Genomic DNA, 19,575 nt, shown 5'->3' on the forward strand with positions numbered 1-19,575 from the left:
TCGGTCAAGGGCGGCCGCATAAGTACCCGCATGGCGAAATCGTCATCCGCCAACCCCTTGACGCAGGTCTGTGGCGTTCGTCAAGGTGTTTCACCACAAGCAATTGAATGCATGATGCGCAACGCATTCGGCTGAAGGGCATTGGCGCGTGGCAGACCTGTATGTGGCTGGGGAATGGCGGGACCCGTCGGCCGGTGGGCGCCGGGAGATCCGCTGCCCCGCTGACGGCTCCCTCACCGCGACCGTCTCGGAGGGGACGCGTCCCGACACCGAGGCGGCGATCGCCGCCGCCCGCCGCGCCTTCGACGAGGGACCCTGGCCGCACACCTCCGAGCGGGAGCGCGGCGCGCTGCTGCTGCGCACCGCCGACATCGTCGAGCGCGACGCCAAGGAGTTCGCCCGCGCGGAGTCGCTGGACACCGGCAAACGGCTGGTGGAGAGCGAGTACGACATCGCCGACGTCGTCTCCTGCTTCCGCTACTACGGCGGGATCGGCGGCACCGACGCGGGCCGGGTGATCGACACCGGCCGAGACGACGCCGTCAGCCGCGTCGTCTACGAGCCGATCGGCGTGTGCGGGCTGATCACCCCCTGGAACTACCCACTGCTACAGGCCAGTTGGAAGGTCGCACCGGCCCTCCTGGCCGGCAACACCATCGTCCTCAAGCCCAGTGAGCTCACCCCCTCCACCTCGATCCTGCTGATGAGGGCGCTGGCGGAGGCCGGACTCCCGGCCGGCGCCGCCAACCTCGTCCTGGGCGCCGGGCCCGAGGTCGGCGCCCCGCTCTCCGAGGACCCGGCCGTCGACCTGGTCTCCTTCACCGGCGGTCTGGAGACCGGCAAACGGATCATGGCCACCGCCGCGGCGACCGTGAAGAAGGTGGCGCTGGAACTCGGTGGCAAGAACCCCAACGTGATCTTCGCCGACGCCGACTTCGAGACGGCCGTGGACTTCGCTCTCACGGCCGTCTTTCTGCATTCCGGGCAGGTCTGCTCGGCCGGCGCCCGGCTGATCGTGGAGGACTCGCTGCACGACCGGCTCGTCGACGAGATCGTCCGCCGCGCCCGGCGGATCCGCCTGGGCGGGCCCTTCGACCCCGAGGCCGAGACCGGAGCGCTGATCTCCGCACAGCACCGGGAGAAGGTCGAGGCGTACGTCGCGGCGGGCCTCGCCGAGGGCGCCGTGCTGCGCTGCGGCGGCGAACGGCCCGACGACCCGGCCCTCGCCGACGGCTTCTACTACCCGCCGACCGTCCTCGACGAGTGCCGGCAGGACATGCGCGTCGTGCACGAGGAGTCCTTCGGGCCCGTGCTCACCGTCGAGCGCTTCACCGACGAGGACGACGCCGTGCGGATCGCCAACGACACCGAGTACGGACTCGCCGGGGCCGTGTGGACGCAGGACGCCGGCAAGGCCCAGCGGGTGGCCCGGCGGCTGCGCCACGGCACGGTGTGGATCAACGACTACCACCCCTACGTGCCGCAAGCGGAATGGGGTGGCTTCGGGCATTCGGGCGTGGGCCGGGAGTTGGGACCGACCGGCCTGAACGAGTACCGAGAGCCCAAACACATCTGGCAGAACATCCAACCCCGGCCGCAACACTGGTTCCGCGGCTGAACGCCGAAGAGAGGTCGATCATGACCCCAACGAAGACCGAGGTGCCGCAGCGGCGCGGCGCGCCCGAGGATTCGGACGGTACTCCGGTCATATCCGTGCGCCGGCTGTGGAAGGTGTTCGGGCCGAAGGCCGACCAGGTGCCGGACTCGGAGGAGTTGTGCGGCCTCACCCGCCGCGAGCTGATGGACCGTACCGGCTGCACCGCCGCCGTGCGCGACGTGAACTTCGACGTCCGCAAGGGCGAGGTGTTCGTCGTCATGGGCCTGTCCGGCTCGGGCAAGTCCACGCTGGTGCGATGTCTGACCCGGCTGATCGAACCCACCACCGGCGAACTCGTCTTCGAGGGCGAGGACATCCGCGAAGCCGACGCCAGACGCCTGCGCGACCTGCGACGCCGCAAGTTCTCCATGGTCTTCCAGCACTTCGGGCTGCTGCCGCACCGCCGGGTCGTCGACAACGTGGCCTTCGGCCTGGAGATCCGCGGCATGAGCAGGGCCGAACGCAGCAAGCGGGCCCTGGAGGTCGTCGAACTGGTCGGGCTCTCCGGCTACGAGAACTCCTACCCCGACCAGCTCTCGGGCGGTATGCAGCAGCGCGTCGGCCTCGCCCGGGCGCTGGCCGGCAACCCGGACGTGCTCTTCTTCGACGAGCCCTTCTCGGCGCTCGACCCGATGATCCGCCGTGACATGCAGAACGAGGTCATCCGGCTGCACCACGAGGTCGGCAAGACGATGGTGTTCATCACCCACGACCTCTCCGAGGCGCTCAAGCTGGGCGACCGCATCCTGATCATGCGCGACGGCAAGATGGTGCAGTGCGGCACCGGCGACGAGCTGGTGGGCGCACCGGCCGACGACTACGTACGCGAGTTCGTCAAGGACGTGCCGCGCGGCGATGTGCTCACCCTGCGCTGGATCATGCGCCCGGCGGAGCCCGACGACGCGCTGGACGGCCCCGAGCTGGGACCGGACGTCGTGGTGAAGGAGGCCACCCGGGCGGTGCTGGCGGCGGACAGGCCGGTCAAGGTCGTGGAGGACGGCAAGCTGCTCGGCATCGTCGGCGACGAGGAGATCCTCGCGGTGGTCGCCGGGCACGAGAGCGGGGCGTGATGGCCGTCGCCCTGGAGAAGTCGGCACCCCTGGCCGGCGTGCGCAAGGTCCGCCGGCGCACGGTGGTGGCCGCGATCCTGGTGGCCTGGCTGCTCCTCTTCGTCGTCCTGCGCGGAAGGCAGACCCTGACGCTGGCGGCGGCGGACCTCACCGACCTGCACCGGTGGTTCAACGACGTCAACGACTCGATCGGCGCCGACCGCAACTCCAACCCGCTGTTCCTGTACTTCTTCAACGAGATCCGCCTGGTCATCGACAATCTGGTGACCTTCATCCAGCACCTGATCTCACAGCCTTCCGCCGGCCGCCCCCTGCCGCAGATCGGATGGCTCGGCGTCGTCGGCATCGTGGGCTACGTCTCGTGGGCCGTGGGCAACTGGCGGGTCGCCCTGCTGGCCGTGGCGGGCTTCACCTTCCTGGGCCTGCAGGGTCTGTGGCAGGAGAGCATGGACACCCTGTCGCTCACCCTCTCCGCGGTCTTCGTGGCGCTGCTGTTCGCGATCCCGCTGGGCGTGTGGGCGGGGCTTTCCGACCGGGTCAACCGGATCGTGACGCCCTTCCTGGACTTCATGCAGACGATGCCGACCTTCGTCTACCTCGCCCCGCTGACCCTGTTCTTCCTGATCGGCGGTGCCTCCGCCACGATCGCCACCGTGATCTACGCGGCGCCGCCCGCGATCCGTATCACCGCGCACGCCATCCGCTCCGTGCCGGAGACCACCGTCGAGGCCGCCGAATCGCTGGGCGCGACACGCGGGCAGGCGCTGCTGAAGGTCCTGCTGCCCATGTCCAAGAGGACCGTGGTGATGGGCGTCAACCAGTCGATCATGGCCGCCCTGGCCATGGTGACCATCGCGGCCCTGATCGACGCGCCCGGCCTCGGCAAGACCGTCGTCCAGGCGCTCCAGTCGCTCGACGTGGGAACGGCCTTCAACGCGGGACTGGCCATCGTCGTCATGGCGATCGTCCTCGACCGGGTCACCACGGCGGCCAGTGCCCGCGCGGAGGCGGCCCGGCGTTCGAAGAACCGCTTCCTCAAGTGGCGCAGGCCGCTGCTGGGCGCGGGCGCGGTGGTCACGGCGGTCCTCGTCTATCTGTCGCACACCTATCTGTGGGCGGCGGAGTTCCCCGGCGACGGCGCCATCGGCAGCTCCATCGCTAGCGCGGCGGACACCGCGACCGGCTGGGCGCAGGACAACCTGTCGGGCCTCACCAACGCCTTCCGCGACGGCATCACCAACGGCCTGCTCAACCCGTTCCAGTCGCTGCTCACCGACTCCCCGTGGTGGCTCGTCGCCGCGGTGCTGATCGCGTTGGGCGCCGTGCTCGGCGGCTGGCGGGCCGGGGTCACCACGGCCGTCTGCCTGGGCCTCCTGGTCGGCACCGGACTGTGGTCGGACGCCATGACGACGCTGGCGTCGACGCTCGTGGCGACGGTGCTGGTCATGCTGCTCGGCATCGTCCTCGGGGTGTGGATGGGACGCAGTCCGCTCGTGGACCGGCTGCTGCGGCCCACCCTGGACGCGGCGCAGGTCATGCCGCCGTTCGTCTATCTCGTGCCGTTCCTGGCGCTGTTCGGCGCGACCCGCTTCACGGCCATCGTCGCCGCGATCGTCTACGCGGCACCGGTCGCCATCAAGATCATCGCCGACGGGGTGCGGGCCGTGCCCGAGACCACCGTCGAGGCGGCCACGTCCGCCGGGTGCAACACCTGGCAGATCATCACCAAGGTTCAACTGCAGATGTCACGCAGTGCCCTGACGCTCGCGACCAACCAGGGCCTGATCTACGTGCTGTCGATGGTTGTTGTGGGCGGCCTGGTAGGCGCGGGCGCCCTCGGCTACGACGTCGTGGCCGGCTTCTCGCAGGGGCAGCTGTACGGGAAGGGGCTCGCGGCGGGGCTCGCCATCGTCCTTCTCGGAGTCATGTTCGACCGGATCACCCAGGCAGCGGCGCGACGCGCGAGCGCTTAAGGAGCACCAGCATGGCAACACAAGTACGACAGTGGAGAACCGGCGTGGCCGGCATAGCCGTCGTGACTGTCATCGGGCTGACCCTCACCGCCTGCGGCGGCGCGAAGGTCGGTGACGACTCAGCGGATTCGGGCAGCTCGGGCAGCTCGGGCAAGTGCGGAACCTTCAATCTCGCAGTCAATCCGTGGGTGGGCTACGAGGCGGACGCGGCGGTCGTCGCCTACGTCGCGCAGCACGACCTCGGCTGTACGGTCACCAAGAAGGACCTGAAGGAGGAGATCGCCTGGCAGGGCTTCGGGACGGGCGAGGTCGACGCCGTCCTGGAGAACTGGGGCCACGACGATCTGAAGAAGAAGTACATCACCCAGCAGAAGACCGCCGTGGCGGCCGGCTCGACCGGCAACAAGGGCATCATCGGCTGGTACGTGCCGCCGTGGCTGGCCAAGGCGCACCCGGACATCACCGACTGGAAGAACCTCGACAAGTACGCGGCGAACTTCAAGACCTCCGAGTCCGGCGGCAAGGGCCAGCTGCTGGACGGGGACCCGTCGTACGTCACCAACGACGAGGCGCTGGTGAAGAACCTGAAGCTGGACTTCAAGGTGGTGTACGCGGGCAGCGAGACCGCGCTCATCCAGTCCTTCCGCAAGGCCGAGAAGAACAAGGAATGGGTGATCGGCTACTTCTACGAGCCGCAGTGGTTCCTGTCCGAGGTGCCGTTGGTGAAGGTTGATCTGCCCGCGTACACGACGGGGTGCGACGCCGACGCGGCGAAGATCGCCTGCGACTATCCCGTGTACGACCTCGACAAGATCGTCAGTGCGAAGTTCGCCAAGTCCGGCAGTCCGGCCTACGACCTGGTGAAGAAGTTCAACTGGACGAACGACGACCAGAACACCGTGGCCAAGTACATCGCGGTGGACAAGCTGTCGCCCGACGCGGCGGCCAAGAAGTGGGTGGACGCCAACCGCGCCAAGGTCGACGCCTGGATCAAGTAACCCACGTCGACGGACGTTCCGAGATGCCCGGCGGGCGGTGTGCACCTGTGTGCGCCGCCCGCCGGGCATCGCCGCGTTTCGGGCGGTTTCCCGACGTCACCGGACCTCTTGACACCCCCTGTCCGCGACAGGCACATTGAGTTGCGCAACCTGAACCATGTTGCGCAGCAAGCAACTCGATTGGTTTTCGATCCGGAGGTGCGGCGATGGCGGGACCCCGAGTGGTGATCATCGGAGCGGGCGTCGTGGGAGCGGCACTCGCGGACGAGATCTCCGCACGCGGCTGGACCGAAGTGACCGTGGTCGACCAGGGCCCGCTCCCCGCGACCGGGGGCTCCACGTCGCACGCCCCGGGCCTGGTCTTCCAGACCAACTCCTCCAAGACCATGACCGAGCTCGCCCGCTACACCGTCGAGAAGTTCTGCTCCCTCGACGTCGACGGCAAGCCCTGCTTCCTCCAGGTCGGCGGCCTCGAAGTGGCCACCACACCCGAGCGCCTCGCGGAACTGTGCCGCCGCCACGGCTGGATCACCGCCTGGGGCATCGAGGCGCGCCTGCTGAGCGCCGACGAGTGCGTCGAGCAGCACCCGCTGGTCAACCCGGACAGGGTCCTCGGCGGCCTCCTCATCCCGACGGACGGCATCGCCAAGGCCGTCCTCGCCGTCGAGGCCCAGATCCGCCGGGCCACCGAGCGCGGCGTCACCTTCCTGGCCCGCCACGAGGTGCTCGACGTCCGCCAGAGCGACGGCCGGGTGACCGGTGTCCTCACCGACCGGGGCGAGCTCGCGGCCGACATCGTGGTGTGCTGCGCCGGCATCTGGGGCCCGCGGATCGCACGCATGGTCGGCATGAACCTCCCGCTCACGCCGCTCGCCCACCAACTCGCCTGGACCGGACCGGTCCCGGCGCTCGCGGGCCAGACGCAGGAGGCGGTACGGCCGATCCTGCGTCACCAGGACGCCGACCTCTACTACCGCGACCGCTTCGACGGCGTCGGCATCGGCTACTACGGCCACCGCCCCATGCCCGTCTCGGCCGACGACATCCTCTCCGTCGACGAGGCCGACGACATGCCGTCGGTCCTCAAGTTCACCGAGGACGACTTCGCCGACGCCTGGACCGAGACCAGGTCCCTGCTCCCCGCCACCCAGGAGGCCAAGGTCGAGGAGGGCATCAACGGCCTGTTCTCCTTCACCACCGACAACTTCCCGCTGCTGGGCGAGTCCGCGGACGTCAAGGGCTTCTGGGTGGCCGAGGCGGTCTGGGTCACCCACTCCGCGGGCGTCGGCCGCGCCATGGCCGAATGGCTCGTCGACGGCTTCTGCTCGTCCTTCGACCTGCACGAGTGCGACGTCAACCGCTTCGAACCGCACCAGCTGTCCCCGGAGTACGTCCTCGCCCGCGACTGCCGCAACTTCGTCGAGGTCTACGACATCCTCCACCCCCTCCAGCCGTCCGGTGACCCGCGCCCGATCCGCACGAGCCCCTTCCACGCCCGCCAGCAGGAGCACGGCGCGTTCTTCCTGGAGGCGAACGGCTGGGAGCGCCCCCAGTGGTACGAGGCCAACGCCGGGCTGACCGAGGGCCGCAACATCCCCACCCCCAACGACTGGGCCGCGCAGTTCTGGTCACCCATCGTCGGCGCCGAGGCGCAGGCCACCCGCGAGACCGTCGCGATGTACGACATGACGGCCCTCAAGCGGCTCGAGGTCAGCGGCCGGGGCGCCGCGGACTTCCTGGAGGGGCTGACCACCGGCAAGGTCGCCAAGACCGTCGGCTCGGTGACGTACACCCTGCTCCTGGACCACGACGGCGGCATCCGCAGCGACGTCACCGTCGCCCGCCTGGCCCACGACCTCTTCCAGGTCGGCGCCAACGGCAACCTGGACCTCGACTGGTTCGCCCGCCGGCTCCCCGCCGACGGCACCGTCCAGGTGCGCGACCTCACCCCCGGCACCTGCTGCGTCGGCCTGTGGGGCCCGTTGGCCCGCAAGGTCCTCCAGCCGCTGACCGACGAGGACTTCTCGGGCGACGGCCTCAAGTACTTCCGCGCCAAGCGCGCCCACATCGGCTCGGTGCCGGTCACCGCGATGCGGCTGTCGTACGTCGGTGAACTCGGCTGGGAGCTCTACACCACCGCCGACCAGGGCCTGAAGCTGTGGGACACCCTGTGGCGGGCGGCGAAGCCGCTCGGCGGCGTCATCGCCGGCCGCGGCGCCTTCAACAGCCTCCGCCTGGAGAAGGGTTACCGCTCCTTCGGTACCGACATGACCTTCGAGCACGACCCCTACGAGGCCGGCGTCGGCTTCGCCGTCAAGCTCGACAAGGGCGACTTCGTCGGCAAGGCCGCCCTGGAGCGCCGCAAGGCGGACGTCCGGCGCAGGCTGACCTGCCTCACCATCGACGACCCGCGGTCGGTCGTCCTGGGCAAGGAGCCGGTCTACGACGGCGACCGCGCGGTCGGCTACGTCACCAGCGCCGCCTACGGCTACACCATCGGCAAGGGCATCGCCTACGCCTGGCTCCCCGCCGAACTCGCCACGCCCGGTACGACGGTCCACATCGGCTACTTCGACCAGCGCGTCGAGGCGGTCGTGGCCGAGGAGCCGTTGTTCGACCCGACGATGTCCCGCCTCCGTGGCTGAGCGGGCCACGCGGCACAGCCGCGTACCCGTGCCCCGAGGCCGCGACCTGACCGAGCCGGCCCACCGTCCCGAGCCCGCCCTCGCCCCGCCCCGTGCCCGCACCCGGGCCCTCGCGGCCGAGTACCCGCTCTCCCCGCACCTCTCGCACGACGGAGACGTCCGATGAGCCCCAGCACCCCCGGCGCCGACCTCCCCGACCACCCCGATCGGCTCTGGCGCAACCCCGAGCCCAAGCGGTCGTACGACGTGATCGTCGTGGGCGGCGGCGGCCACGGCCTGGCCACCGCCCACTACCTGGCGAGGAACCACGGCATCACCAATGTCGCGGTCCTGGAGAAGGGCTGGCTCGGCGGCGGCAACATGGCCCGCAACACCACGATCATCCGCTCCAACTACCTGTGGGACGAGAGCGCCGGCATCTACGAGCACGCCCTCAAACTCTGGGAAGGGCTGGCGGAAGAGCTCGACTACCCGATCCTCTTCTCCCAGCGCGGCGTGCTGAACCTCGCCCACAGCCTCCAGGACGTCCGCGACAGCGTGCGCCGGGTCGAGGCCAACCGGCTCAACGGCGTCGACGCCGAGTGGCTCGACGCCGAGCAGGTCAAAGAGGTCTGCCCGATCGTCAACATCTCGCCCGACGTGCGCTACCCGGTCCTCGGCGGCACCTACCAGCCGCGCGCCGGCATCGCCAAGCACGACTACGTCGCCTGGGGGTTCGCCCGCTCCGCGGACGCCGCCGGCATCGACATCATCCAGAACTGCGAGGTCACCGGCCTGGACGTGGTCGGCGGCCGGGTGGTCGGCGTACAGACCACGCGCGGACCCATCGCCGCGGGCAAGGTGGCCCTGTGCTCGGCCGGCCACACCTCCGTCCTCGCCGCCATGGCCGGCATCGAACTCCCCCTCCAGAGCCACCCGTTGCAGGCCCTGGTCTCCGAACTCCTGGAGCCGGTCCACCCCACGGTGGTGATGTCCAACGCCGTCCACGTGTACGTCAGTCAGGCGCACAAGGGCGAGCTGGTGATGGGCGCCGGCATCGACGCGTACAACTCCTACACCCAGCGCGGCGCCTTCCACATCATCGAAGAGCAGATGTCGGCCGCCCTGGAACTCTTCCCGGTCTTCGCCCGCGCCCATGTGCTGCGCACCTGGGGCGGCATCGTCGACGTCAGCCCGGACGCGTCACCGATCGTCGGCCTCAGCCCGGTCGACAACCTCTACCTCAACTGCGGGTGGGGCACGGGCGGTTTCAAGGCCACCCCGGGCGTCGGCTGGGTCTACGCCCACACCATCGCCCACGACACCCCCCACTCCCTCAACGCCCCCTTCTCGCTCGACCGTTTCACCACCGGCGCGCTCGTCGACGAGCACGGCGCGGCCGCGGTGGCCCACTAGGGAGCCGAACGATGCTGCTCATTTCCTGCCCGTGGTGCGGGCCCCGCGACGAGGCCGAGTTCCACTACGGCGGCCAGGCGCACGTGCCCTACCCCGAGGACTCCGCCGCCCTCACCGACGCGGAGTGGGCGCGCTACCTCTTCTTCCGCGACAACCCCAAGGGCCCGTTCGCCGAACGCTGGAGCCATGCGGCGGGCTGCCGCAAGTGGTTCAACGCGGTACGCGACACCTCGACGAACGAGCTCCTCGCGGTGTACCGAACGGGAGAGCCCCGCCCGACCATCACGAAGCCCGACCCGGCCGTCCCACCCCGTCCGGCCGCTTCGGACCCCGGTCCGGCAATTCCAGCCCGTCCGGCGATTGAGGACGAGGCCCTTTCAGGGCCGAACGGGGGTCTGGGGGCAGAGCCCCCAGCACGGCTCGGGGCAGAACTCCCCGCACGGCTCGCGAGCCAACCGCACCGCCTGGCCGCCGGTGGCCGGATCCACCGCGACGAACCCCTCACCTTCACCTTCGACGGCACCGCCTACCAGGGCTACCGAGGCGACACCCTCGCCTCGGCCCTCCTCGCCAACGGCGTCATCGCGGCAGCGACCAGCATCAAACGAGGCCGCCCCCGCGGCATCTTCTCCGCCGGCGTGGAGGAACCCAACGCCGTCATCCAGATCGAGGAGCCCTTCCCCGAGCCGATGCTCCCCGCGACGACGGTCGAGTTGTACGACGGCCTCGTCGCGACCGGCCTCCCGGGCCAGGGCCGCCTCGCCACCGAACCGGACCCCGCCCGCTACGACGCCGTACACGCCCACTGCGACCTGCTGGTCGTCGGCGCGGGCCCGGCCGGCCTCGCGGCCGCCGCGGCCGCGGCACGGAGCGGCGCCCGCGTCATCCTCGCCGACGACCAGCCGGAACCCGGCGGGAGCCTGCTCGGCACCGGCGAACACCTCGGCTGGGTGGAGGCGACGCGCGCACAGCTCGAAGCCGCCCCCGAGGTGCGGGTCCTGGCGCGCACCACCGTCTTCGGTCACTACGACGACAACCACCTCCTCGCCGTCGAGCGCCGCACCAACCACCTGGGCGCGCGGGCCCCGGAGCACGTCTCCCGCGAGCGCGTCTGGCGCATCCGTGCCCGGCGCGTGGTCCTCGCGACCGGCGCCCACGAGCGTTCGCTGGCGTTCGGCGACAACGACCGCCCCGGCGTGATGCTGGCCGCCTCGGCCCGCACGTACCTCCACCGGTACGCGGTGCTGCCCGGCCGGCGGGCGGTCGTGTTCACCACCAACGACAGCGCCTACGCCGCCGCGCTCGACCTGGCTGGGGCGGGAGCGGACGTCGCGGCGATCGTCGACACCCGGTCCGAGCCGGGGGAGTGGGCCGAGCGCGCCCGGTCCGCCGGGATCGAGGTGCTGGCAGGACACGCGGTAACGGACACGGAGGGCGGGGCCCGCCTCACCTCCGTGACGGTCGCCCCGTACGGGGAGTCCACGGAACGGCAACTGGCTTCGGCACGGCGCGAGTTCGCCGTCGACCTGCTCCTGGTCTCCGGCGGCTGGAACCCCGTCGCGCATCTGTTCAGCCAGGCGGGCGGCAAGCTCCGCCACGACGACGTACTCGGCACGTTCGTTCCCGACAGCTGCCGTCAGGCGGTGGAGGTCGCGGGCGCTGCCAACGGGGCCCTCGATCTCGCCACGGCCCTCGCGCAGGGCGCGGCGGCCGGCGCCCGCGCGGTCGAGGCGGAGGGCCACCCCGCCGGCTCGCCGGCCCTCCCGGCCGTCACCACCACGCCGTACACCCCGCCCATGCAGGTGTTCGCCGTCCCCAGCTTCACCGGAGCCCCCCGGTTCGTCGACCTCCAGCGCGATGTCACGGTCGACGACCTGGCGCGGGCGACCGGTGCGGGCCTGCGCTCGGTGGAGCACACCAAGCGCTACACCACGGCCGGCACCGCCAACGACCAGGGCAAGACGGGTGGGGCGCTGGCGAGCGGGATCGTCGCCGAACTCCTCGGCGTGGACGTCTCGGCCCTCGGCCTGCCCACGTTCCGGCCGCCCTACACCCCCGTCTCCTTCGCCGCCCTCGCCGGCCGCGACCGCGGCGCCCTGTCCGACCCGATCCGCACGACCGCCGTCCACGCGTGGCATGTCGCGCACGGCGCCCTGTTCGAGAACGTCGGCCAATGGAAGCGGCCCTGGTACTACCCGCTGGACGGAGAGGAGCGGGAGGCGGCCGTGCTGCGCGAGTGCGCCGCCGCCCGCGAGAGCGTCGCCTTCATGGACGCCTCCACCCTCGGCAAGATCGACGTCCAGGGCCCGGACGCCGCCGTCTTCCTCGACCGGCTCTACACCAACATGATGAGCACGCTGAAGGTCGGCATGATCCGCTACGGCGTCATGTGCCACCTGGACGGCATGATCTTCGACGACGGAACGGTCATCCGGCTCGCCCAGGACCGCTTCCTGGTCACCACCACCACGGGCAACGCGGCCGCCGTACTGGACTGGATGGAGGAGTGGCTCCAGACCGAGTGGCCCGAACTCCGCGTCCACTGCACCTCGGTCACCGAGCAGTGGGCCACCGTCGCCCTGGTCGGCCCGCGGTCCCGCGAGGTGCTCGGCTCGCTCGCACCCGAACTCGCCGTCGCCAACGAGGACTTCCCGTTCATGGCATGGCGGGACACGGAGGTCGCGGGCATCGGCGCGAGGGTGTGCCGGATCAGCTTCTCCGGCGAACTCGCCTACGAGATCAACGTGTCACCGTGGCAGGCGCTCGACCTGTGGGAGGCGCTGTACGAGGCGGGCGCCCCGTACGGCATCACGCCCTACGGCACGGAGACCATGCACGTCCTGCGGGCCGAGAAGGGCTACCCGATCATCGGCCAGGACAGCGACGGCACCGTCACCCCACAGGACCTCGGGATGGGCTGGGCGGTGTCGAAGAAGAAGCCCGACTTCATCGGCAAGCGCTCGTACGCCCGCGCCGACACCGTCCGCGCCGACCGCAAGCACCTGGTGGGTCTGTTGCCCGAGGACCCGGGGACCTTCCTGCCGGAGGGCACCCACCTGGTCGCCGACAGCGTGCTGCCCGCGCCGCCCGTCCCGATGCTCGGCCATGTCACCTCCAGCTACCGCAGCGCCGCCCTCGGCCGTACCTTCGCGCTCGCCCTGGTCAAGGGCGGCCGGGACCGTATCGGCGAACGTCTCTACGCCCCCGTGGGCGGCCGGCTGGTTCCGGTGACGGTCGCAAGCCCCGTCCTCTACGACCCCGAGGGAGCCCGCCGCGATGGCTGACACCGCTCCGACCGCACGGCAGCGCAGCCCGCTGGGGCATGCCGCCGACCGTCTCGCCGCCGCGACGCGCTCCTGCGGGGGCGCGATCCGCCTGGCCGAAGTCCCGTTCCTGGCCCAGCTGAACGTCCGCCTCGACGCCAAGGGCCCGGCGGCGGACGCCGTGGGGCTCGCCCTGGGGCTGCAACTGCCCCTGGAGCCGGACACCGTCGTGCGCGCGGGGGATCTGCGCGCGGTGTGGCTCGGCCCCGACGAGTGGCTGGTGGTGGGCCTGCCCGGCGCCCAGCGGGACCTGGAGAGCCGGATCCGTTCGGCGGCCGGGGACGCGCCCGTCTCCGTCACCGACGTCTCCGCCCAGCGCACCACCGTCCTGGTCGGCGGCCCGCGCGCCCGCGACCTGCTGTCCCACGGCTGCCGGTTGGATCTGCACCCGCGCGTCTTCGGCCCCGGCCGGTGCGCCCAGACGACCCTGGCCCGCACCCAGGTCGTCCTGGTGGCCCGCGACGAGCCCGGGGCGGGGTTCTGGGTGCTGGTGCGCTCCTCCTTCGCCGACCACCTGACGAACTGGCTGCTCGACGCGGCCGTGGAATACGGGTGAACGATCACGGGGGCTGAACCACCCGGCACGGTGGAGCCGCCGTGCCGGGTCGTCATGCCCTCAGGCGTCGGGTGGCGTTGACGGTCGTACGGGAAGGTACGGCTTGCTGTGGCCTTACGAACTCCTTTGCAGGGTCCTACCTTTGAGTCATGGAAACTCGGCATCCCGGCCCGCTGGCGGAAGTTGTGTCACCCGTGACAGCCGGATGGCGGCTGCTTTTCGTGCCCAGCCGGGCCCGCGAGCTGGCCTTCGGGATCGGCGCGAGCATCATGGTCCCGTCGATGATCGCGGCCCCACTTCTGCTGGCCGCTCTGGTGGCCGCCGTGATCTCGGGGAGCTCATTCTTCTGGGGCGGTTTCTGGGTCCTACTGGCGCTCATGGTCGTCGCAGTGATCCTGCTCACCGTGGCCATGACGTACGTCACGGTCTCCATGACGGTGCGGTGGGTCGAGTTCCGCCCCCTGGGAACTCCGGCCCAGGTCGTGATCGCCCGCTTTCTGCGCTCGTCGACCATGGCGATGGCTGATCTGCAGCGAGTCGTCGTCGTCGAGCGACTCAGTCTGGGGCAGCGACAGTCGATCAAGGTGGTGTTGCATACCCGCAGCGACGGTGGAGTGTGAACCGGCGACGGCCGCACCGCTCTCTCGGGTCGACGCAGAGGCGCTGACCGGCTGGTTGACCGAGCAACTCGGCCGGGTCCAGGTGGCGGTGGAGCGTCGGACGGAGGTCAAGCGAGACTTCCTGCGCCCGGACGAGTGGTGGACCGCGTCCCACACCGCCGGGCTGTGGCGGGTACCCGTCGGCGAGGTCGACGGCATAGCCGCCCAGCGCGGCGTCGAAGGCTATTCGTACACGCCCCGGGCACACGCGATGTACAGCCCTGGCACTTCGGTCACCGTCTACGACCCGGGCCGGGCCTACGAGGTCGCCGAAGAACTCCGCGCGGAACGAGCCGCCGGCCGGGCCGCCGACAGCACGGCAGCCGCCGGCCCGGCCGAGGGCGACGCAACGGAGCGCTCATTCGGCCCTTTGTGAGAGTCGTGCAGCGCCTCGATCGTCCGGTCAGCCGCGTTGCCGGTGAGCGCGCAGGGCGGCCCAGTGGCGCAGGCGTTCGCTGATCTGGGCTTCGTAGCCGTTGCGGGTGGGCCGGTAGTACGTCTCGCGGTCCATGTCCTCGGGGAAGTAGTGGGCGCCGGAGAAACCGTCGGCGGTGTCGGGGTCGTACTGGTATTCCTTGCCGTAGCCGAGGTCCTTCATCAGCCGGGTCGGCGCGTTGAGGATGTGGGCGGGCGGCATGAGTGAGCCGGTGCGGCGCGCGGCACGGTGTGCGGCGTTGAAGCCGCGGTAGACGGCGACGGACTTGGGGGCGGTGGCGAGGTGGACGACGGCCTGGGCGATCGCCAACTCGCCCTCGGGGGAGCCGAGTCGCTCGTACACGTCCCAGGCGGCGAGGGCCTGCTGGAGGGCGTGCGGGTCGGCGACGCCGATGTCCTCGCTTGCGAAGCGGACCAGGCGGCGGGCGACGAACAGCGGGTCCTCGCCGCCGTCGAGCATGCGGGCGAGCCAGTACAGGGCGGCGTCCGGGTCGGAGCCGCGCATCGACTTGTGCAGCGCGGAGATCAGGTTGTAGTGGCCTTCCTGGGCCTTGTCGTACAGCGGGGCGCGCTGCTGGATGTGGTGGGCGAGCGCGGTGGTGTCCAGGGGGGTGCCGGGGTCCGGGAGGGCCTGGAGCTGTTCGGCCATGTTGAGGAGGTAGCGGCCGTCGCCGTCGGCCATGGCGATCAGGGCGCGGCGGGCGTCGTCGTCGACGGGCATTCGGTGGCCGGTGAGCTGCTCGGCGCGGTTGAGGAGTGTGGACAGGGCGGCTTCGTCGAGGCGTTTGAGGACGAGGACCTGGGTGCGGGAGAGGAGGGCGCCGTTGAGTTCGAAGCTCGGGTTCTCCGTGGTGGCGCCGATCAGGGTGATCGTGCCGTCCTCGACGTAGGGCAGGAAGCTGTCCTGCTGGGCGCGGTTGAAGCGGTGGATCTCGTCGACGAACAGCAGGGTGCCCTGGCCGATGGTGCGCCGGCTTCGTGCGGCGGCGAAGACCTTGCGCAGTTCGGCGATGCCGGAGAAGGTGGCCGACACGGGTTCGAAGGCCAGGTTGCCGCCGTCCGCGAGGAGCCGGGCGATGGTCGTTTTCCCGACGCCGGGCGGGCCCCACAGGATGGCGGAGCCGAGGCGCTGCTGGGCGACCATGCGGCCCAGCGGGGCGTCCGGGGCGAGGAGGTGGTCCTGCCCGACGACGTCTTCCAGCTGTGTGGGGCGCAGGCGGTCGGCGAGTGGCCGGGCGGGCTCCTCGTCGAAGAGGGGCAGGGTCGCTTCGGTCGGTTCCATCGGTCTCTCGGGTCTGGGGGGTGGAGGCGGAGGTGTGTGTACGTGGGTCCTTGAACGGGACGCTTTCGGGCGGGAGTTGAGCTGTTCGCGGCACTCATCGGGCAGCGGGGCGGTCGCGCCGGGGCAGCCGCTCGACGGCCAGGTCGTAGGAATCCTCGACCGCGTCGGTGACCAGCCGGAACACGTAAACGCGGCGGCGGCCCCTTTGACCGTCAGGAGGCGACGGCTGTTGTCGCGGTCTGCGGGAACGCCCAGTGGGAGTGCACGATGCGCCACTCGCCGTCGATCAGCCGGTACGCCTCGGTGGCGTTCCAGGCGCGGAGTGGCCGTTCGTTGCCGTTGTCGTCGAGGACGTAGGTGTTCAGGTTGTAGGCCAGGACCGCGAAGTCACCGCTGTCGGCGACGCTCACCGCCGGGTTGAGGTACTCACTGCGCACGATGTGTGGGTTCTTGTAGATCGAGTCGATGTGGGCGATGACCTTGTCGCGTCCCACGACCAGTTCCTTGAGGATCGGATCGAAGTAGCTGACCTCCTCGGCGTAGTTGTCGAGGTAGCCGCGGTTGTCGCCGACGCTCCACCGTTCGTTGAAGGACTTCTCCAACTCCAGGATGGTCGCGCTGATCTCCGCCTTGTCGACGCTCATCTCTGTTCCTGTGCCTTTTCTCTTACGGAAGCTGCGGCCGGCTGTCGTCGGCCGTCGTCGGCCGTCGCGCATCGGGGGCGGTTGGCGGTCGTTTCTCGGTTGCCCGGGTCTCAGGGGCCCGGGCAACCGTCGTCCAGGTCTCAGTCGTCCAGGACGACGACGTGCTTGCCCGGCGTGGTGCCGGACTCGAGGTCGGCCTGAGCGGCACGGACCTGTTCCAGCCCGTGGTAGACCTTCGCGACCGGGACCGTGAGGCGGCCTGCGGCGATGGCCTGGAGCTGGTGGGCGAAGACGTCGGCCGGGAGGTCGGCGGCCTCACCGCCGTAGGAGGTGAGGCGTACCCCGCCCGGGATCATGAACGGGGAGAAGTCGGGGATCGTCCACTGGCCCGCCAGAGCTCCGGTGAAGCAGACCGTGCCGTGCCGGCGGACGGTGCGGAGGGTGTCGGCGAGGACCGAGCAGCCCACCAGTTCCAGTGCGGCGTCGACGCCTTCCGGCAGCAGCTCGCGCACCTGGCCGGCGAGGGTGCCGTCGTCGACGAGGGGATGGTCGACGCCCGCCGCCCGCAGTTCCCCGGCCCGGCCGGGGCTGCGGGTGGTGGACAGCACGGTCGCTCCGAGGTCCTTCGCGATCGTGGCCGCGCTCAGCCCGACCGTGGAGGTGCCGCCGCGGATCAGCAGCGTCTGCCCGGCCTTGAGGTCCAGGCCGCGGGTCAGGGATCCGTAGGCGGTCTGGAACATCTCGGGCAGTGCACCGACCACGTCCCACGGCAGGCTGGTCTCGAACGGGATGACCTGCGCCACGGGGACCGTCACGTACTGGGCGTACGCGCCGTCGTAGGAGCGGCCCATGCCGCCCATCATCGTGGCCACCTGCTGTCCCGGCCGCAGCCCGCTGTCCTCGTCGGCGTCATCCACCACGCCGACGCCCTCGATGCCGGGAACGCGCGGGTAGGTGACCACCGCATCCGACTCGCCCTTGCGGGTGGTGACTTCGGACTCGTTGACGCCGAACGCCTTCACCTTGATCCGGACCCAGCCGGGCTTGCGGACGGGCACCGGCACATCCTTGATCTCCAGTGCGTCGAGACCGCCGGGCCGGGTGACGACGACGGCCCGCATCGTCGCCGGTGCGGCGCCGCCGGCTGCTGTCGATTGGCTCATGCCGAGTTCCTCACTCTGTTCGCCCCCTGGTGCGCTGTTTCCGGATCGCCCGGTGACCGTCAGGGGCGGTCGATGCCCTCCCACAGGTCGAGGACCTGCTGGTAGTGGGCGGTGCCCTCGAAGGGAGAGTTGCCGACGGTTTCCGAGGTGGGCTTGTCCGTGACGGCGGGCCACAGGCGGGAGTGCTCACCGGTGGCGAAGTCGAGCACGATGTCGCGGATACGGGTGTCACGCTCGGCCTGTTCGGCGCTGCGGCCCGGCTGTTCCTGGCCGACCAGGGCGTACATCTCCGTGCCGTGCACCGCGGGCGCGCCTTCGGCGGGGCCGATCATCAGGAGGTGGGCGTTGCCGCCGGCGGCGGCGTGGGCCAGGGCGCCGCGGGCGGCGGGGATCGCGAAGAGGTAGTCCGCCATGACCGCGGCACGGACCTCGGCCGGGGTACGGCCGCCCTGGTCGTAGGCGTCGACGATCTTCTGGGCGCGGGAGCGGGAAATACGCCACCCCGCGACTTCGTCGACGACGCGCTCGATGGTGCCCGGGTCGAACCGGTCGAGGTCGTTCGCCACCCACCAGCCCATGTCGTCACTGGCCATGCTCAGCAGGATGTCGACGTCGCGGTGCGCGCCCGAGGCGAGGACGTCCATGGGGTGGGCGTGCACCACCGCGCCGGGCTGCCCGATGTCCAGGACGACGCCGGTGGCCTTGTTGTCCACCCCGCCGCGGACTCCGAGGTCCGTCGGGAGGACCTTGCGCAGGGCGTCCCGCAGGGAGAGCGGGTCGAGGTCGAGCAGCTTCTCCGGGTTGTCCGCGACACCGAGTTCGGTGACGAACAGGTGCGCGAGCTCCTCGGCCCACCAGGCCGGGATGGAGCGGGCGGGCCCGCCGGAGAACCCGGCCAGGCGCCGGTACAGGCCGTCGGCGGAGGAGGCGCCGAGCAGTCCGAGGGAGGAGTAGGCGCCGCCGCTGTGGCCGTAGACGGTGACGTTGTCGGGGTCGCCGCCGAAGTGGGCGATGTTCCGCTGGATCCAGGTGAGCGCGGCGATGATGTCCTGGAGGAAGAGGTTGCTGGCTTCGGCGAGCTTCCCGCCGTACTGCGAGAGCGAGAGCGGGCCCAGGGCGCCGAGCCGGTAGTTGACGGACACGCCCACCACGCGCCCCGTCGCGGCGAGACCGGCGGCGTTCGAGGTGATCTGCGTGTTCGCGCCGTACTCGAATCCGCCGCCGTGGATGTACACGGTCACCGGGAACGCCTTGCCGGCCGGCTGCTCGGGAGCCCACACGTTCAGGTTCAGACAGTCCTCGCCCATCCCGCTGTCCGCTTCGAGCCAGTCACCGCTGTCGGGCTGGATCGAGACGACGCCCTTGCGGTCGTAGGGGAGGTCCGGATCGAAGTCCGCGACCACGGGGCGGCGGTACCGCTCGGCGGTGGCGTACGGGATTCCCCACCAGGACCGCACTCCGGGTGAGGTCGGGGCTTTGGGAGGGGTGGAGGTCATGACATGTCCTTCTGGCGTGGTTCGGATGTTCCGCACGGGTGTGCCGAGCCGACGGCTGGTCGCTCGTGGTGACGCGCTCCCATCGTTCCCTGGGATCCGACAAATCGCCCGGCGGGCAGCGGTCACCTGATAGTCACCAGGCGACACTTCTCCACTCCTCTCCTTCTCGCCCCTGGGCCCTCGGGGGCGCCCCTTCACAGGCTCGCCTGGTCCACCGGGCAATTCGCCGATATCCGCGCCGCTGTACACCGGCGCCCATACCGTCCAGCCCGAACACTG

15 protein-coding genes are annotated in these 19,575 nt (G+C 70.6%); 11 read left to right on the forward strand and 4 right to left on the reverse strand.

Annotation, left to right across the window (positions count from 1 at the left end; translation table 11 throughout):
* Window positions 1-148 precede the first annotated feature (148 nt).
* The 11 genes from ACIRPU_RS37145 (at window position 149) to ACIRPU_RS37195 (ending at window position 14,652) form a co-directional block, all read left to right on the forward strand.
* Entirely contained in the window at window positions 149-1,618 is a 1,470-nt protein-coding gene (locus tag ACIRPU_RS37145; protein WP_355705584.1) for an aldehyde dehydrogenase family protein, read from the forward strand.
* A gap of 20 nt (window positions 1,619-1,638) precedes the next feature.
* A complete protein-coding gene (locus ACIRPU_RS37150; RefSeq protein ID WP_403875350.1) occupies window positions 1,639-2,727 on the forward strand; it encodes a glycine betaine/L-proline ABC transporter ATP-binding protein in 1,089 nt (362 codons plus the stop codon).
* Window positions 2,727-4,700 (forward strand): ABC transporter permease, encoded by a 1,974-nt coding sequence (locus ACIRPU_RS37155; protein ID WP_403875353.1) that lies wholly within the window; start codon window positions 2,727-2,729, stop codon window positions 4,698-4,700. Before ACIRPU_RS37150 ends, ACIRPU_RS37155 begins: the two co-directional genes overlap by 1 nt.
* An 11-nt stretch (window positions 4,701-4,711) precedes the next feature.
* Window positions 4,712-5,698, forward strand: coding sequence for an ABC transporter substrate-binding protein (locus ACIRPU_RS37160; protein ID WP_355705582.1), 987 nt, complete (start codon window positions 4,712-4,714; stop codon window positions 5,696-5,698).
* A 206-nt stretch (window positions 5,699-5,904) separates the two neighbouring features.
* Entirely contained in the window at window positions 5,905-8,343 is a 2,439-nt protein-coding gene (locus ACIRPU_RS37165; protein WP_403875356.1) for an FAD-dependent oxidoreductase, read from the forward strand.
* Window positions 8,344-8,371: 28 nt separating this feature from the next.
* Window positions 8,372-8,509 (forward strand): hypothetical protein, encoded by a 138-nt coding sequence (locus tag ACIRPU_RS37170; RefSeq protein WP_403875359.1) that lies wholly within the window; start codon window positions 8,372-8,374, stop codon window positions 8,507-8,509.
* The gene (locus tag ACIRPU_RS37175; protein ID WP_403875362.1) at window positions 8,506-9,738 is read left to right on the forward strand and encodes a sarcosine oxidase subunit beta family protein; all 1,233 of its coding nucleotides are present in this window, start codon (window positions 8,506-8,508) and stop codon (window positions 9,736-9,738) included. Before ACIRPU_RS37170 ends, ACIRPU_RS37175 begins: the two co-directional genes overlap by 4 nt.
* Before the next feature lie 11 nt (window positions 9,739-9,749).
* Window positions 9,750-13,022, forward strand: coding sequence for a sarcosine oxidase subunit delta family protein (locus ACIRPU_RS37180; protein ID WP_403875365.1), 3,273 nt, complete (start codon window positions 9,750-9,752; stop codon window positions 13,020-13,022).
* The gene (locus tag ACIRPU_RS37185; protein WP_403875368.1) at window positions 13,015-13,617 is read left to right on the forward strand and encodes a sarcosine oxidase subunit gamma; all 603 of its coding nucleotides are present in this window, start codon (window positions 13,015-13,017) and stop codon (window positions 13,615-13,617) included. Before ACIRPU_RS37180 ends, ACIRPU_RS37185 begins: the two co-directional genes overlap by 8 nt.
* Window positions 13,618-13,811: 194 nt before the next feature.
* On the forward strand, window positions 13,812-14,237 hold the full coding sequence (locus ACIRPU_RS37190; RefSeq protein WP_403875371.1) for a hypothetical protein: 426 nt from the start codon (window positions 13,812-13,814) through the stop codon (window positions 14,235-14,237).
* Window positions 14,227-14,652, forward strand: a complete 426-nt coding sequence (locus ACIRPU_RS37195; RefSeq protein ID WP_403875374.1) for a hypothetical protein — start codon at window positions 14,227-14,229, stop codon at window positions 14,650-14,652. The genes ACIRPU_RS37190 and ACIRPU_RS37195 overlap by 11 nt, the downstream gene beginning before the upstream one ends.
* Window positions 14,653-14,679: 27 nt before the next feature.
* Here the strand turns inward: ACIRPU_RS37195 and ACIRPU_RS37200 are convergent, their stop codons facing one another.
* The 4 genes from ACIRPU_RS37200 to ACIRPU_RS37215 all read right to left on the reverse strand — a co-directional run bounded on the left by ACIRPU_RS37200 (window position 14,680) and on the right by ACIRPU_RS37215 (window position 19,323).
* The gene (locus ACIRPU_RS37200; protein ID WP_403875377.1) at window positions 14,680-15,993 is read right to left on the reverse strand and encodes a replication-associated recombination protein A; all 1,314 of its coding nucleotides are present in this window, start codon (window positions 15,991-15,993) and stop codon (window positions 14,680-14,682) included.
* Window positions 15,994-16,205: 212 nt separating this feature from the next.
* Entirely contained in the window at window positions 16,206-16,637 is a 432-nt protein-coding gene (locus ACIRPU_RS37205) for a YybH family protein (protein WP_403875380.1), read from the reverse strand.
* Between the two features lie 140 nt (window positions 16,638-16,777).
* Complete coding sequence (locus ACIRPU_RS37210) at window positions 16,778-17,800, reverse strand: alcohol dehydrogenase catalytic domain-containing protein (RefSeq protein ID WP_403875383.1); 1,023 nt, start codon at window positions 17,798-17,800, stop codon at window positions 16,778-16,780.
* Window positions 17,801-17,859: 59 nt separating this feature from the next.
* Window positions 17,860-19,323, reverse strand: coding sequence for a carboxylesterase family protein (locus tag ACIRPU_RS37215; protein WP_403875582.1), 1,464 nt, complete (start codon window positions 19,321-19,323; stop codon window positions 17,860-17,862).
* Window positions 19,324-19,575: the final 252 nt, after the last annotated feature.

This window comes from Streptomyces sp. NPDC102259, assembly GCF_044766465.1.
Taxonomy (GTDB): domain Bacteria; phylum Actinomycetota; class Actinomycetes; order Streptomycetales; family Streptomycetaceae; genus Streptomyces.

Bases quoted from the DNA above. Each gene is read 5' to 3' on its own strand.
- ACIRPU_RS37185 (WP_403875368.1), top strand. From the start codon at position 13,015: ATGGCTGACACCGCTCCGACCGCACGGCAGCGCAGCCCGCTGGGGCAT.
- ACIRPU_RS37210 (WP_403875383.1), bottom strand. From the start codon at position 17,800: ATGAGCCAATCGACAGCAGCCGGCGGCGCCGCACCGGCGACGATGCGG.
- ACIRPU_RS37205 (WP_403875380.1), bottom strand. From the start codon at position 16,637: ATGAGCGTCGACAAGGCGGAGATCAGCGCGACCATCCTGGAGTTGGAG.
- ACIRPU_RS37165 (WP_403875356.1), top strand. From the start codon at position 5,905: ATGGCGGGACCCCGAGTGGTGATCATCGGAGCGGGCGTCGTGGGAGCG.
- ACIRPU_RS37155 (WP_403875353.1), top strand. From the start codon at position 2,727: ATGGCCGTCGCCCTGGAGAAGTCGGCACCCCTGGCCGGCGTGCGCAAG.
- ACIRPU_RS37200 (WP_403875377.1), bottom strand. From the start codon at position 15,993: ATGGAACCGACCGAAGCGACCCTGCCCCTCTTCGACGAGGAGCCCGCC.
- ACIRPU_RS37150 (WP_403875350.1), top strand. From the start codon at position 1,639: ATGACCCCAACGAAGACCGAGGTGCCGCAGCGGCGCGGCGCGCCCGAG.
- ACIRPU_RS37180 (WP_403875365.1), top strand. From the start codon at position 9,750: ATGCTGCTCATTTCCTGCCCGTGGTGCGGGCCCCGCGACGAGGCCGAG.
- ACIRPU_RS37160 (WP_355705582.1), top strand. From the start codon at position 4,712: ATGGCAACACAAGTACGACAGTGGAGAACCGGCGTGGCCGGCATAGCC.
- ACIRPU_RS37175 (WP_403875362.1), top strand. From the start codon at position 8,506: ATGAGCCCCAGCACCCCCGGCGCCGACCTCCCCGACCACCCCGATCGG.